The organism is Bathymodiolus platifrons methanotrophic gill symbiont (assembly GCF_002189065.1).
Classification (GTDB): Bacteria; Pseudomonadota; Gammaproteobacteria; order Methylococcales; family Methylomonadaceae; genus Methyloprofundus.
Window position 1 is genome coordinate 1 of the sequence record NZ_BDMN01000014.1, and the last position, 14,139, is coordinate 14,139.

General features: G+C 39.4%; 15 protein-coding genes. 5 read left to right on the forward strand and 10 right to left on the reverse strand.

Annotation, left to right across the window (positions count from 1 at the left end):
* Together CDZ78_RS00805 and CDZ78_RS00810 are read left to right on the forward strand one after the other, a co-directional pair.
* A partial coding sequence (locus CDZ78_RS00805; RefSeq protein WP_244559133.1) for a transposase occupies nt 1–424 on the forward strand: 424 nt, incomplete at its 5' end.
* 102 nt (nt 425–526) lie between these two features.
* On the forward strand, nt 527–859 hold the full coding sequence (locus tag CDZ78_RS00810; RefSeq protein WP_244559134.1) for an exosortase system-associated protein, TIGR04073 family: 333 nt from the start codon (nt 527–529) through the stop codon (nt 857–859).
* Between the two features lie 153 nt (nt 860–1,012).
* On the opposite strand, the gene CDZ78_RS00815 is transcribed toward CDZ78_RS00810, so the two are convergent.
* Entirely contained in the window at nt 1,013–4,447 is a 3,435-nt protein-coding gene (locus tag CDZ78_RS00815; protein ID WP_087868248.1) for an AAA family ATPase, read from the reverse strand.
* Between the two features lie 303 nt (nt 4,448–4,750).
* On the opposite strand from CDZ78_RS00815, the gene CDZ78_RS00820 reads away from it, so the two are divergent.
* Complete coding sequence (locus CDZ78_RS00820; protein ID WP_230990708.1) at nt 4,751–5,071, forward strand: DUF5710 domain-containing protein; 321 nt, start codon at nt 4,751–4,753, stop codon at nt 5,069–5,071.
* Between the two features lie 343 nt (nt 5,072–5,414).
* On the opposite strand, the gene ubiA is transcribed toward CDZ78_RS00820, so the two are convergent.
* Entirely contained in the window at nt 5,415–6,269 is an 855-nt protein-coding gene (ubiA, locus tag CDZ78_RS00825) for a 4-hydroxybenzoate octaprenyltransferase (protein WP_507766371.1), read from the reverse strand.
* Nucleotides 6,270–6,465: 196 nt separating this feature from the next.
* On the opposite strand from ubiA, the gene CDZ78_RS00830 reads away from it, so the two are divergent.
* Nucleotides 6,466–6,648: a hypothetical protein gene (locus CDZ78_RS00830; RefSeq protein WP_087868251.1), complete on the forward strand. Its 183-nt coding sequence runs from the start codon at nt 6,466–6,468 to the stop codon at nt 6,646–6,648.
* Between the two features lie 232 nt (nt 6,649–6,880).
* Here CDZ78_RS00830 and lpxK read toward each other — a convergent pair whose 3' ends face one another.
* From lpxK to prmB, 8 genes are all read right to left on the reverse strand, one after another.
* Complete coding sequence (gene lpxK, locus CDZ78_RS00835) at nt 6,881–7,870, reverse strand: tetraacyldisaccharide 4'-kinase (RefSeq protein ID WP_087868259.1); 990 nt, start codon at nt 7,868–7,870, stop codon at nt 6,881–6,883.
* 7 nt (nt 7,871–7,877) lie between these two features.
* Nucleotides 7,878–8,282, reverse strand: coding sequence for an ExbD/TolR family protein (locus CDZ78_RS00840; protein ID WP_087868252.1), 405 nt, complete (start codon nt 8,280–8,282; stop codon nt 7,878–7,880).
* Nucleotides 8,279–8,896, reverse strand: a complete 618-nt coding sequence (locus CDZ78_RS00845; protein WP_087868253.1) for a MotA/TolQ/ExbB proton channel family protein — start codon at nt 8,894–8,896, stop codon at nt 8,279–8,281. Before CDZ78_RS00845 ends, CDZ78_RS00840 begins: the two co-directional genes overlap by 4 nt.
* A 25-nt stretch (nt 8,897–8,921) precedes the next feature.
* Complete coding sequence (locus tag CDZ78_RS00850; RefSeq protein WP_230990707.1) at nt 8,922–10,082, reverse strand: MFS transporter; 1,161 nt, start codon at nt 10,080–10,082, stop codon at nt 8,922–8,924.
* On the reverse strand, nt 10,082–10,486 hold the full coding sequence (locus tag CDZ78_RS00855; RefSeq protein WP_087868254.1) for a PIN domain-containing protein: 405 nt from the start codon (nt 10,484–10,486) through the stop codon (nt 10,082–10,084). The genes CDZ78_RS00850 and CDZ78_RS00855 overlap by 1 nt, the downstream gene beginning before the upstream one ends.
* Nucleotides 10,476–10,691 (reverse strand): hypothetical protein, encoded by a 216-nt coding sequence (locus tag CDZ78_RS00860; RefSeq protein WP_087868255.1) that lies wholly within the window; start codon nt 10,689–10,691, stop codon nt 10,476–10,478. Before CDZ78_RS00860 ends, CDZ78_RS00855 begins: the two co-directional genes overlap by 11 nt.
* A gap of 200 nt (nt 10,692–10,891) precedes the next feature.
* The gene (gene aroC, locus CDZ78_RS00865) at nt 10,892–11,980 is read right to left on the reverse strand and encodes a chorismate synthase (RefSeq protein WP_087868256.1); all 1,089 of its coding nucleotides are present in this window, start codon (nt 11,978–11,980) and stop codon (nt 10,892–10,894) included.
* Nucleotides 11,981–11,982: 2 nt separating this feature from the next.
* The gene (prmB, locus tag CDZ78_RS00870; protein WP_087868257.1) at nt 11,983–12,915 is read right to left on the reverse strand and encodes a 50S ribosomal protein L3 N(5)-glutamine methyltransferase; all 933 of its coding nucleotides are present in this window, start codon (nt 12,913–12,915) and stop codon (nt 11,983–11,985) included.
* Nucleotides 12,916–13,224: 309 nt separating this feature from the next.
* On the opposite strand from prmB, the gene CDZ78_RS00875 reads away from it, so the two are divergent.
* A complete protein-coding gene (locus CDZ78_RS00875; protein WP_244559135.1) occupies nt 13,225–13,812 on the forward strand; it encodes a restriction endonuclease subunit S in 588 nt (195 codons plus the stop codon).
* Nucleotides 13,813–14,139 lie beyond the last annotated feature (327 nt).

Below are 14,139 nucleotides of genomic sequence, written 5' to 3' on the forward strand. Positions count from 1 at the left end.
CGTTCAGGTTGTCTGGGTGTTTCGTCGCACGCAGTGGATTGCTTTGTTTACTACCGATTTAAATTTATCCATCACACAGATTATCGAGTATTACGGGGCAAGGTGGAAAATCGAATCCGGGTTCAAAGAACTCAAGCAGGACATAGGTAGCCAGAAAAGCCAGTGCCGTAATGCGCAGGCAGTGACCAACCACCTGAACTTCTGTATGATGGCAACAACGTTAACGTGGATTTATGCTGATCGTTTAAAAACCAATCCGGAACGTCGGCACAAAGTAAAGGGGCGGACCAGTTTTGCCTTTTCAGATATCCGGCGTATCATTGCCGAAGCTGCTTTGGACCCGGATTTTGAAAGGGTTTGCCCCAAATACAGCAGCTCCCCTGTAAATTCGGTGGTAACCGTTTTGTTACGCATGGTCGCTTGATGAATTTCTAGGAAACTTCAGTTCGCTTTATTAACCAGCATTTTTCTGTCTTTTTCTAGCATAAGTAATGCGGCTGAAGATAATGCGCCTGAAATGGTTTATGTGGATGATGAAAAGGCCCCGGAATTGGTTGAAGATCCATATGGCCCCAAAGTAGGGGAAAAATCACTAAGATCATTGGCCAATATTTCACTCGGAGTATTAGAAATCCCCAAGAATATAATTATAGTTTCCAACCGAAGCAATGTGATTTACGGTCTTACAGGTGGTACTGGGTTAGGCATACTAAATACAGCGGGACGTATCTCAGTCGGCCTGCTTGACCTAATTACTTTTCCTTTGGCGACTGAATCCATTACCCAACCGATATACCCCTGGGATAACTATTTAGACGTTTATACTAATTATAACGAAATGTTTATATTAGACTTCTAAATCACCTAACTCTGTAGAGCGGACTTCAGTCCGCTATGCTACCTGCCAGAAAAAATATTTCAGATAAAACAGCACGTCGTGATGGCCTGTGTATAACTCGCGGATATGATTTACTACATACTCACAGTACCCTGAAGCCCGTCACAGACAAAACTACTCTTGCAAAACAACGCGACTCAACCCGTTAGGCTCTTTAATTAACTCGACCTGCGTCTTAATACGTTCTTTAATACCTTGAACATGCGAAATAATACCCACCGTTTTACCGTGTGCTTTTAAAGACTCTAGTGTAGTCACTACTGTATAAAGCATTTCTGCATCTAGATTACCAAAACCTTCATCGATAAACAGTGAATCAATCGCTCTACCATTGTTCGCTAATTCTGATAAGCCTAAAGCCATTGCCAGACTGACCACAAAAGTCTCACCTCCTGATAAGGATTTCACGGCACGCCGACTCTGATTTTGCTTGCTATCAACAATTTCTATTGCTAAACCAAGATCGCTAGGCACGCTAGCAACATGGTAGCGACCGTTAATCTTGTCCAGAAAACGATTAGTCAAAACTAATAATTTTTCTGCAACCGCTACTTGAACTCGTCGTCTAAAAACATTTTCAGGCTCAACATCAATTTTCTTTTGCTGTTCCTGCTTTTGCTGTACGGCAATTTCCTGTTGCTCAATATGCTTGATCAATTGTGAATTTTCCTCGAGCAACTGCTGCTGTTTTTGCAGATTGTTTTCTATTGTTGACACTTCCTGTTGAGCAATTTCCATTTGTACATTTTTTTTCCTCAGCTGAATCACAACACTTTCCAGATTCTCCTGGGTAGCAATATGCACACGCTCAGCATCCAGTTGCTTATGTAACATCTCAGCTTCAGAAGGGTATTGAGCCAGGTTTTCCTGCAAGCTTTCTAGTGAAGATTGAATTTCATCTTTACGCTCGCATAATGCAATCAATTCCTGAACAGCATCCAGGGATGAATAATCAGATTGCTGCAACTGCACTTGTAAAGCAGAAAGCTTCTGACTTAACTCTAACTCTAAACTGGTAATTATTTTCTCTTGCCCCGCCAGCTTTACTTGCAAATCTAATTTAGCAAAGTACTGTTGAACGATTTCCTGCTCACGAATCTGACCTAACAAAGCTTGAAATTTCTGATCCTGGTCATGCAAAATCTCATTACTTTGAGTAATCTTAGCCATTATTTGCGCCATCTCATCAGTCAAAGATCTCTGACGAAAACTGTATGTTTGATAATCCTGCCTACGCTTGCTTAATAAATCATACAAACCATCTTCTTTGCCAACACCCGGTAATTTCTCACCTAACTCAGCTAAAAGTGTACTAATCAACTTTGCCAAAGTACTTTCTTCCTGCATACATTTAGCTAAATCAGCTTCCAGATCAACAATCTCTTGCGGCCTGCCCTGCCCACTTTCATCAAGTACCTTTTGTCTAGCTTGTATCTTTTCCAGATTATTTTGTTTTTTAATAACCCAGACATCCAGTTTTGCGATTTCTTTATTTTTTGCCCGATAGCGTTTTATCAAAGCATCAATTTCTTTTAACTCCTGCCTTTCCTTTTTTATATGACTACGCATAGTCTGATAGCTAGTGATATTAAAATCACTAGTTACTGCATTTAGACGCGTGCACAAAGTCAGCCATTCAGCTTGAACCCGGTTAATTCGTTCACCATGCTCAATATTTTTATCTTTTGTATTATTATAAGCAGCAAGCTGTTGAGCAAGCTTTTTTGCCTCAGCCTGTAAGGACTTTACTGTCATGGATTGATCAGTTAATGCCTTTCCAGAATCATATACAGTAGGTGACTTATCTGTATACGGGTGATCTAAAGAACCACACAAAGGGCAAGGAGAATCATATTCCAGTTTCTTTCTATCATCAGCTAATTTAATTGTTAATTGCTCGCGATATACAGCATTCTCTAATATCTGCTGAATATTTTGCGCCGATTCAATTTGATCATTTTTAGCATCTAACTGTTTATCTAATTGTACCTGGTCAAAATGCTCATAACGTTTGGAAAATCCTTTTTTAACAAAGCGTCTATGTACTTTTGCCAAATTTAATAATTCTACAAAATTAGCAACACGCTCTCGTTGTTCTGTATGTAAGACTACTACTTCATCAAGACTATGCCCATCAGCAATAAATTCCAGTTCCTTGTCTAAATTTACTAAGGACTTTTTGCCACTGGCAATTTCTTTCTCTAACAGAACTAAGCGTTTAAGGTTTTTCGTTGAAGCAGAAGAGTTACTTTTATGTACCTTATTAAAGGTCTTAAGTTGCTTTTGTATATCGGTACTACGATTACGCAGATTTTTTAAGCGCCCCAATTCAGGCATATTCTCAATCAGAAGATGATCTTTTTTTCGACCAGTCATCCAGTCATTTACAACCGATAAAGTCTTTTCCTTTTCTGGCAACTGAACTTCAACCGCATTAAGTAATGCCGCTTCAGATTGCCTGTCAGTTTTAATTTGAGCCGCCCGGGCTTTTAAGTCAGATACCTTCTTTTGTACTAGTGCGGTATCTTGTCGGGTTAATGCAGACAATTTTTGCTCATTAACATCTTCAGCTGCTAATTTAGCCTGAATTTGCTGTATATCCTGTTGAAAAATTGCCTGCTGCTTTTGAGCTTGATCTATTAAGACTGTTTTCTCAGCAACACTATCCAGACCTGGCTTGAAAGACAATATATCTGCAGACTTTGCAATAGTAACTAAATCAGCCTGCGCTTGAACCAATTGCTGCTGATCTTCAGATTGAGCATGTTCTAACTGGCTAATCTTCTGCTCTAATTTCTGTAGCTCTTGCAACCCGGCCTGTAACTGTAACAAACTGGTATGTTCCTGCTTTAATTCAGCAAAAGTTAATTTCTGATCAGCTAAATCTAATTCGGCCGCTTCACATTCAGCATCCGTCATTATATTAATATTAGCCAGACGTACTTGCAAGCTCGCTAACTGCTGTTCTGCCTCTTCTGTAAGCAAGTGAATCTGCTGCTTATAATCAGCATAAATATCATTACTAATAATACGCTCGAGAATATCCAGGCGCTCAGAATCCAATGCATTTAGAAAAGCGGCAAAATCACCTTGCGCCAACATAATAGAGCGACTGAACCGACGAAAATCCATCCCCGTTAACTCAGTAATAAACGCTAACACCTTATGTGCTTCACGCTCAACGATCTGCTCTTCACCGTTAACATGGATCAATTGCATTTGCGCTGCCATGACTTTACCCTCAGGCAAAGCGTCCTGGCGTTTTACCTGCCAGCTAGAGCGATATTTTTCACCATTCACTATAAATTCGACTTGCGCAAAGCACACCGCCGTATTTTTAGTCATGACATTTTCAGCAGGCTTATTAAAACGAAAGGTTTCGCCATATAATGCTAGGCTAATAGCATCTAAAATACTGGTTTTACCTGAACCATTAGGCCCTGTAATCGCAAAGACACCAACATCCGCAATGGGTGCTTTATCAAAATCAATCCGGGTTTCACCTGCCAGCGAATTAATATTATTAAAATAAACATTCAGTATCTTCATAACACATTGATTGGTATATTTTGTTCTTATTAACGCAAGATTAATACATCATAGGCTAGTACACCTATCTATTGCGTTTTTATGACATATCCTTTTATTATAAATGAAAAAACAGCCTATAAATCATTATCAGCACAAACTCCAGCGTATTTTTTTAAAAAGCCAGACTACATGCGCTGCTATTATATTAAGACGAAGGCTTTGTTCTATTGTGATAGAGCCAGATACCTAGTTGAATTACTGCTATATCAATAGATTTTTAGGCTCAGTCTCCCTTCTAAACTTCTATCCATGTAAAATGTAATGCAAATGAAAAAAGGCTCCATTCCAATACAAGCAGCGACAATACAACCATACATGCCAAACTCAAAAACCTACCTCACCGTACCCTACGCAGAAAAAGATGCCGCAAAAGCACTCGGAGCGAAATGGGATGCCACCAAGAAGAAATGGTATGTTCCTGCAGATAAGGACATTACGCACTTTACAAAATGGCAAACTGAATCCACCGTTGCAGTATCAAAAGCTAAAAAATCCGCAAGCAACATACTCACTGGTATCACCACCTATGCAAAAGATAAGGACTTTGTTGCCTATGACGGCGAAAAGCCACCTTGGGATTAACACGTCCAGATAATATGGGCAGTATAAAGTAGCTCTTTTAAAAGAGTTGCACAGGCTATCTCATAACAATTATGGATCAAGCACGCCCCAGCTGTGACCTAAGTCTACTAGACTGACTGATCACAGCCGCTCTGCTCTAGTCAGAAAAACATCACGAGTATAAGTATCTCGGCAAAATTGATTTAACCTTTTTAGAAAATGTCCTGGTAATGTTAATAGGCACGTAGAGCGGACTTTATCAGTTTTCTACATTAGCGGACTAAAGTCCGCTCTACAATGATGCCTTATTTTTAGTTAAATTAATTTACCTTGGGTACTTATATGCCTCCATGATCCACTATGGCTAAAAAGCATATTCCAGAACCAGGCCAATAAATATCGTTAAACCAAACCAGTTACTATTTAAAAAGGCTTTAAAACAGTCGTTTTTTTCACGATAAAAAATCAGTTTTTGCTGGTAGACAAAAAATCCACTGGCACAAAATAAAGACACATAATAAATCCAGGACAATCCCTCTAGGTAGCCTATTTGTACCAACAATAGCATTACAATAATTTGCAATACAGCCATAATTTCGCGCTCTTTATCGCCAAATAATATTGCTGTAGATTTAACACCAATTTTTAAATCATCTTCTTTATCAACCATGGCATACATAGTGTCATAAACCAGTGCCCATAAAGCTGTTGCTAGATACATCAACCATGCAATCAGCGGAATTTCATTACTTTGTGCAGCAAACGACATAGGTACTGCCCAGCCAAAAGCAATCCCTAAATAGGCTTGAGGGAGTTGCGTATAGCGCTTCATAAACGGATAACTTGCCGCCAGAAAGGCGCCACCAAAAGACAGCATGATGGTGTATCGATTAAGCAATAGGACCAGAGCAAAAGCGCTTAGACATAACACTGCGAAAACCACCAATGCCTCTTTAGGTTTTACCTTCCCTGCAGCAATAGGTCTTAATTTTGTTCGTGCTACATGAGGGTCAAAATCTCTATCAGCATAGTCATTAATCACACAGCCCGCTGCACGCATTAATACCACACCAGAACAAATAACCGTCAAAACCAGGATATCAGGTTGCCCGGAACTTGCTACCCAGAGAGCCCATAAAGCCGGCCATAATAAAATTAAAATACCAATTGGCTTATCAAATCGTGCTAGTAACCAGTACTGTTGCACCCTGTCTATCACTTTTTCTTTATTCACACCATCAACTCTATTCTAATAAATTCAATTACCTACCATAATAAACTTAATTAATTACATGAAATATCATTAAACTATTTGGCAAGCTACTTAAAGTGTACTATTATTATTTTAAATCTTTATATTTTAGACACTTACAATAACTACTTAATGTAGAATTTCCATAAAACCAGGACGGCTCATGTTACATATCATCGATAATTTCCCTATCCAACACTCCTTTTTAGAACAAATGCACTCAGGCGATACAATTATCTTAAAAGATAATGCTGTCTACGCTGCTAAACAAGAGAATATAAAAGCTTCTCTAAGTAAAAAACTTTTGCTCATATTAATCTTTGCGTTAGCAAGGCTGATTTGTTAATGCGTAATATCTCAAATCGTGACCTTATGCGTGGCACTACAATTGTTGACAGCACTGATGAATATCAAGAATATCTTGCTGAAAATATTGCTATTCGTTCTTGTAACTAACGTACCAGCCCCAGCCTCGAGAAAGAAAGCCTAAAAAGAGGGATTTATATCTGTTTACTCCCTCTTTACCAACTCTCCAGTAAGGGAAAGATAAGCAGCTATAACAACTAAGATATGCTGGATTATTTTGTCCTTAATAAAGTAATCAGGTTTTCTGCAAAGTCACTTGCTACTGTCGCCTGAACAGGTACATACCAATGCAATCCGGATGCAAATGACTGGGATTTAACCGCATCTTTTTCGGTCATAAGAACGGCTTCCGCTGTTTTAAATTGAATATCCTTATCGGCATAAGCAAAATGATCTGGAAAGGAATGCGTCTGACACTCTATCCCGTGTTGCTTTAACAAGTCAAAAAATCGTTGCGGATTGCCAATTCCAGCCAGAGCATGACAGTTAATACCTCTAAATTCGGCTAGCCCTCTACGCTCCCCTGTCTGCATGTTAATGGCATCAGTTCCATCAAGCTGCATCAATATTTCATTTTCTTCCGGCTCTCCACCGTTACAAATAACAAAATCTACTTCTTGAATTCGCTCTTGTGGCTCACGTAAGGGCCCTGATGGTAAACAAAAGTTATTGCCAAAGCGACGTATACCATCAATCACGACAATTTCTATATCCCGATATAAAGCATAATGCTGTAAGCCATCATCTGAAACAATCACATCAATCGCTTCATTATCCAGTAACAGCCTGGCTGAATCAGCACGAACTGGACCTACCGCGACAGGACAACCTGCCTGTTGTGCAATCAGTAAAGGTTCATCGCCAATTAATGCTGCATCACTATCTGCAGTCACTCTTACTGGCCATATTTCAGATTGTCCACCATAGCCCCGGCTAATCACACCCGGCTTAAAGCCTGCTGCCTTTAATTTCTCAACCAGATAAATGACCAAAGGAGTTTTACCGGTGCCACCCAAAGTAATATTACCGACAATAATAACCGGTACAGGTAGCTTCTCAACGGATTTAAAGCCTTTTTTATACATCCAGCGTCTAAATTTTGCCACATCGGTAAAAATAAATGAAAAAGGCATAATCCAGGTACCAATAAAATGATCTTTATACCAAACCTCATCTAAAAACTTAGCTATTAATTTTTTCATAGTTTTACTATTTTTGAGTTGCAAAAGTAATATTTTTAAAGCCTATTTTAGACGCGACATCCAGGACAGAAATGGCTGCCTGTACTGGTGCACTAGCATCCGAATTAATAATTAAAGGAATATTTTTATTACCTTTATATGCCGTTAATGCTTTTTCTAAAGTATCTAAACTCTTATCCCCTAACGATATATCATCGATAAAATACTGACCTGATTTATCGATTGTCAACGTTAATATTTGCTTTTGTTGTTCTACTGGTTGACCCTCTGCTTGCGGCAAGATGACCTTTATAATCGTATTCTTACTAAAAGTAGTAGTCACCATAAAGAAAATCAGTAACAAAAACACCACATCAATCATGGGTGTTAAGGAAATCTCTAATAACTTATGTTTTTTATTACGAAAATTCATTCTAATTCGTCACGTGTGCCATGAATCACTTCAATGAATTTTAAGGATTCCTCTTCCATATTGAGTACATAGCCATCCACTAAACCATCAAAATAACGATGAAAAATAACACAGGGAATTGCAACCGACAAACCAGCTGCAGTGGTAATCAATGCTTCAGAAATACCCCCAGCCAATATTGTCGGATCACCAACACCATGACTGACAATCGCCGCAAAAACCTTAATCATCCCGACAACAGTACCCAGCAGACCAAGCAATGGTGTAATCGTAGCAATGGTACCCAGAGTATTTAGAAACCGCTCTAGTTTATGTGCAACTTGTCGCCCAGTTTCAGCAATAGACTCTTTCATTACTTCACGTCCAAGACTCCTGTTCATTAGCCCTGTTGCTAAAATAGTTCCTAGTGGAGAACTATCTTTTAAGTGCTTTAAAGTCATGGTATCCAACCTTTTAGCTTTAGCCAGATTCCAGACTTGCGATACTAGTTCAGGTGGTAAAATTTTCTTTTTACGCAAGGTCCAGAAACGTTCTCCCACGATCCCCATGGCCATCACTGAACAAAAAATAATGGGGATCATTAATAAGCCCCCACTTTGTATTAACTCAAACACTAATTTTCCCTATCTTACTTTACAATTATTGATGACTAAAGGAGTTACCCTTACCAACCCATATCACTGCAATAATATACGCCAAAGTACTTAAAATTGCTGCAAAACTATAGACCCACTGCCCATGATAAATATCCCAGGCATAACCACTATACAGCCCACCTAGCATCCCACCTAGCCCAAAACTAAAACTGCTATAAAGTGCCTGCCCTTTTCCCTGGTGATGCCTACCAAAATAATTTTGTACCAGATGAATTGCTGCCACATGAGCTGTACCAAAAGTAGCGGCATGTAGCACTTGTGCACCCAGTAACATCCACATATTATCTGCATACCAGGCAATCATTAACCACCTTAAGATTGATAGCAGACAACTGACTAATAAAATACGCCGTAAAGAAACATACTTTAACAATTGGCGCATTAACATAAAAACAATAATCTCTGCCCCAGCCCCCAAAGACCAAAGCATACCAATCAACGTAGAAGAATAACCAAGCTGCTTTAAATAAATCGAAAAAAAGACATAATAAGGCCCATGCGCAGCCTGCAACAACATATAGACCAGTAAAAAAGCAATAACTTCTGGCTGTTTGACAATTTGCCAAATCCCAACAGCAGCCTGACTGGCTTTAGCAGTCATCACTTCGGGTGTCAGCAAAGAAATTAACCAGATACTAGCGAGCAAAGAAACAATTAAATAGGGCAATAATTTAATTGCATATAAGTCCAGTAAATAGCCAACCCCTAACACCGTCGCAATAAAGCCTATTGACCCCCATAACCGTATATGACTATAGCGGTGTGGCTGGTCCTTTAAGTGATGTAGTGTTGCTGCTTCAAACTGGGGTAAAGCCGCATTCCAGAAAAAACTGAAACTCACGGTTACCAAGGCAAACCACTGAAAAGATTGTTTATATAAAAAGCCCGCAAATAACAGCATGGCAAAAAAAGAAGCAATACGAATAACACGCAAACTTTTTCCAGTATGATCCGCAATCCAGCCCCAAAGATTCGGAGCAATGATTTTGGTACCCACCATAAATGCCGTTAATTCACCAATTTCGGCCGCACTAAAACTGCACTCTTTAAGATACAAACTCCAGAAAGGAAGAAACCCTCCAAGTGTTGCAAAATAAAAAAAGTAGAAGCCTGACAAGCGCCAATATGGAATTTTAGTTTTCACTAAATAACTTCAAATGGACTAACAATCTTCAATTTATTTTCTATTATCTGTCCATGCTGCATATCTTCCGAATAAAGTATATTGCAAGAAGCCTCCAAAGCTGAAGCAATGATCAAGCTATCATAGAAAGAAAACTGATAGCGTTCTTTAATAGAGAGTGCCGAAAAATGTGTTTTTTCGGTTAATATTGTCACTCTACATTCACATGCTATTCGTTTCATAATAGCTTGAATGTCGTGTATAGGCATTTGAAACTTCCTGACAAGAATATTTGCTGTTTCATTTAAAACCTGAACAGAAATAATAGGATTCTCACTTATTAGCTCAATACTGCGTAGTCGCTTTTCTTCTACATCACCTAAACTATATATCACTATATTACTATCTAAGAAGCTACCGCTCATTCGCGGTATCTCTATCAAACTTATAGTCCTTCAATTTGACTTTATAGGGCTTTAGGAATTGCTCTAAGTCATTACGCTTAGCCTGCTGTAGTAAATAACTTTGAATAACTGCCAACAAAATATCATCTTTTGATTTATGGGCATACATAGCTACCTCAGATAAGTTTTTCTCTGTCTGATGGTCTAATTCAATGATATGCTGCATCACTTCCCCCTACTGAAATTAAGTTAACTTAGGAACGTGCACGGAATAACTTAAGTAACTTGCTTGTCTTTTTATCCGTCTTCTGCGTTGTAGAATCAGTTACGTAGCTAGCTATGCGCCTGTTTCTACGCCTTGAATACGAATAAAAATCCTGCGCCAGATGCTCAACTTATTTCGTGCGCGTTCCTTACTCTTCTATCTTAACGCAACACAGGCAAAGTCGATTTTACGTCATAGTTTTGTGCTCTATGACGCAACATATGATCCATTAACACGATTGCCATCATCGCCTCAGCAATAGGTGTAGCACGAATGCCCACACATGGGTCATGTCGACCTTTAGTAACCACCTCAATTGCTTCGCCTTGTCGATTAATGCTACGCCCAGGCAAATGCAAACTTGATGTTGGCTTTAAGGCAATACTAGCCACAATATCCTGACCACTGGAAATCCCGCCTAACACGCCACCCGCATGATTACTTAAAAAACCATCCGGTGTCATTTCATCCCTAAAATCAGTCCCTTTACTATTCACACAGCAAAAGCCATCACCTATCTCTACGCCTTTCACCGCATTAATACTCATCAAAGCATGCGCTAAATCTGCATCCAAACGGTCAAAAATGGGCTCACCTAACCCAGGAGGAACATTAGTTGCCATCACATTAACTCTTGCACCGATAGAATTACCTTCTTTACGCAAAGCATCCATATAGGTAACTAATTCCTCTTCTTTACTGCTATCAGGACAAAAGAACGCGCTATTATCCATTGCCGACCAATCGACCGGATCAACTTTAATAGGGCCTAGTTGCGCCAGATAGCCACGAATTTCTATACCATACTGCTGCAGCAAATATTTCTTGGCAATTGCCCCAGCCGCAACACGCATTGCCGTCTCTCTGGCAGAGGAACGGCCACCGCCACGATAATCACGAAAACCATATTTATGATCATAAACATAATCAGCATGTCCTGGTCTGTATGTTTCAGCAATATTGGCATAATCTTTAGAACGTTGATCAGTGTTTTTAATCAACAAGCCAATCGGCGTTCCAGTTGTCTTACCCTCAAACACACCGGATAAAATTTCCACTTGATCAGCTTCACGACGTTGCGTTGTATGCCTTGAGGTTCCCGGTTTACGACGATCCAGGTCTCCTTGCAAATCTGCCTCGGAAATCTCTAACCCTGGCGGACATCCGTCAACTGTCGCACCTAATGCAATACCATGGCTTTCACCAAATGTAGTAACCGTAAATAATTTTCCTATGCTATTTCCTGACATACTTACCCTAGTGCCTCTTTAAATAATTTGTTAAATGCAAATACTTGTTCAGCTGTTAATAAAAAAACACCATCACCACCCTGCTCAAAATCCAGCCAGTAAAAAGGCACATCAGGGAATTGCGTTTGTAATGTTTGCGCACTACTACCCACTTCTATTATCAGAACACCATCTTCACTGAGATATTCAGCAGCATCCACTAAAATCTTATAGACCAGGTCCAGACCTGTTTCTCCACCGGTAAAGCCCATTTCAGGTTCCGCATGAAATTCTGCAGGAAGCTGCTCCCATTCGGCAATTGCAACATAAGGAGGGTTAGAAACAATTAAATCATATTTTTGTGCCGGCAATGCAGTGAACAAATCAGAATGATACAGAGTTAACTGCTCTTCAACTTCGTGTTTAGCGACATTAATTTTAGCAACTTCCAGAGCATCCTCAGATAAATCCACTGCATCAATTTTTGCATCAGGAAACGCATAGGCACAGGCAATTGCAATACAAGCGCTACCTGTACACAAATCCAGTACACGCAGCACCTGATCAGCTTCAACCCAGGGAGAGAATTGCTCACGGATTAATTCAGCAATAGGTGATCTAGGTACTAAAACACGCTCATCCACATAAAAATCCAGACCAGCAAAAACTGCTTCATGCATTAAATAAGCCGATGGAATACGGGTTTTAATGCGCCGGTTAACAAGGTCAACAATTTTATGTCGCTCATCCTCTGTCAGCCGAGCGCTAAAATAACTCTCGGATAAATTATATGGCAAATGCAAGCTATGTAAGACCAAAGCAGCTGCATCATCCAGAGCCGTAGCCGTACCGTGGCCATGAAACAGCTTTGCTTCAGCAAAACGGCTGGCACCCCAGCGAATATAGTCCCTGACTGTTTCCAGCGCCTGAACAGTTTCTAACGATGTTTGTTGCATAACAGTGATAAATGTAAAAAAGTTTGTGTATGTAATTTTAAACTAATTCTGTATTTTTCGGGATAACATTCATCAACTCCCTCTAAAAATAGCCAAAAAAGTTAGATACCCTATACAATTTCATTAACTTATACTGAATAAAACAGACCCTATAAGCCCACATCCCGCTACATAAACATGAGATTAATACACTGAAGACAATATTGCATCATTACATTACTGCAGGATAACTTGACACTACCACCTCTTTCCTTCAATATTCTCTAATCATAAAACTCTTATGCTTTTAGGCGCATTAATCTTTGCTACATGATAGTAAAAACCAAACTTTACGATATTGCTGATATTCGCCCTGGCCATCCCTTTCGTGGCACAATTGCACCAGTCGCTCATGCTTCAGCACATGTAGTGCAAGTCCGCGATATTGATAATTATAATGAAATTAATGCAGAGCAACTGATCACCACTAAATTAGCTGGGCGCAAACAACCTGATTGGCTACAAACAGAAGATATTTTATTTGTTGCTAAAGGAGCAAAGCACTTTGCCACTTATGTTCGATATTTACCCGAATACAGCGTTTGTTCACCACATTTTTTCATTGTACGACTGCATCAAGCGCAAAAAAAACATGCATTACCTGAATTTATCAGTTGGCAACTGAACCAGTTACCTGCGCAACGGTATTTTAAAAACAGCGCAGAAGGCTCATTATATGTCAGTATTCGTCGAAAAATACTGGAAGATACACCGATCACCCTTCCACCTATTGCCACACAGAAGCAGATAGTTTCCCTACATCGTGCAGCGATAAAGGAACAAAAAATATTACACCAACTGATAAATAACCGGCAGCAGCAGCTTAAAACGATTGCCAGTAAAATATTCAGTGATTAACACAGAGATACCCTATGCCAAACAGTCAAATTAACCAGGACGACATCAACAAAGCAGTATGGAGCGCTTGTGACACTTTTCGTGGCACGATTAGTCCCGATATCTATAAAGACTGAAGTTTCCCAATTATTGAGTAGCTGAAATACACAATGCTGGTGTATCGAGGTTTATTTTAGGTGGTTTTGCCATGTTTATAGCAAACCCCTACTTAATTCCCCTTAGGCAATAGCATTTGAAACGAATGAAAAGACTATTTTTTTCATATAGTTGTAGCATAGTTTCAATTTTACCATAAATAATTATTGGGAAACTTCAGTAATAAAATAA

Coding starts and splice junctions, on each gene's coding strand:
- CDZ78_RS00815 (WP_087868248.1), bottom strand. CDS start 4,447: ATGAAGATACTGAATGTTTATTTTAATAATATTAATTCGCTGGCAGGT.
- aroC (WP_087868256.1), bottom strand. CDS start 11,980: ATGTCAGGAAATAGCATAGGAAAATTATTTACGGTTACTACATTTGGT.
- lpxK (WP_087868259.1), bottom strand. CDS start 7,870: ATGAAAAAATTAATAGCTAAGTTTTTAGATGAGGTTTGGTATAAAGAT.
- CDZ78_RS00830 (WP_087868251.1), top strand. CDS start 6,466: ATGTTACATATCATCGATAATTTCCCTATCCAACACTCCTTTTTAGAA.
- CDZ78_RS00855 (WP_087868254.1), bottom strand. CDS start 10,486: ATGAGCGGTAGCTTCTTAGATAGTAATATAGTGATATATAGTTTAGGT.
- CDZ78_RS00820 (WP_230990708.1), top strand. CDS start 4,751: ATGCAAATGAAAAAAGGCTCCATTCCAATACAAGCAGCGACAATACAA.
- prmB (WP_087868257.1), bottom strand. CDS start 12,915: ATGCAACAAACATCGTTAGAAACTGTTCAGGCGCTGGAAACAGTCAGG.
- CDZ78_RS00860 (WP_087868255.1), bottom strand. CDS start 10,691: ATGCAGCATATCATTGAATTAGACCATCAGACAGAGAAAAACTTATCT.
- CDZ78_RS00840 (WP_087868252.1), bottom strand. CDS start 8,282: ATGAATTTTCGTAATAAAAAACATAAGTTATTAGAGATTTCCTTAACA.
- CDZ78_RS00875 (WP_244559135.1), top strand. CDS start 13,225: ATGATAGTAAAAACCAAACTTTACGATATTGCTGATATTCGCCCTGGC.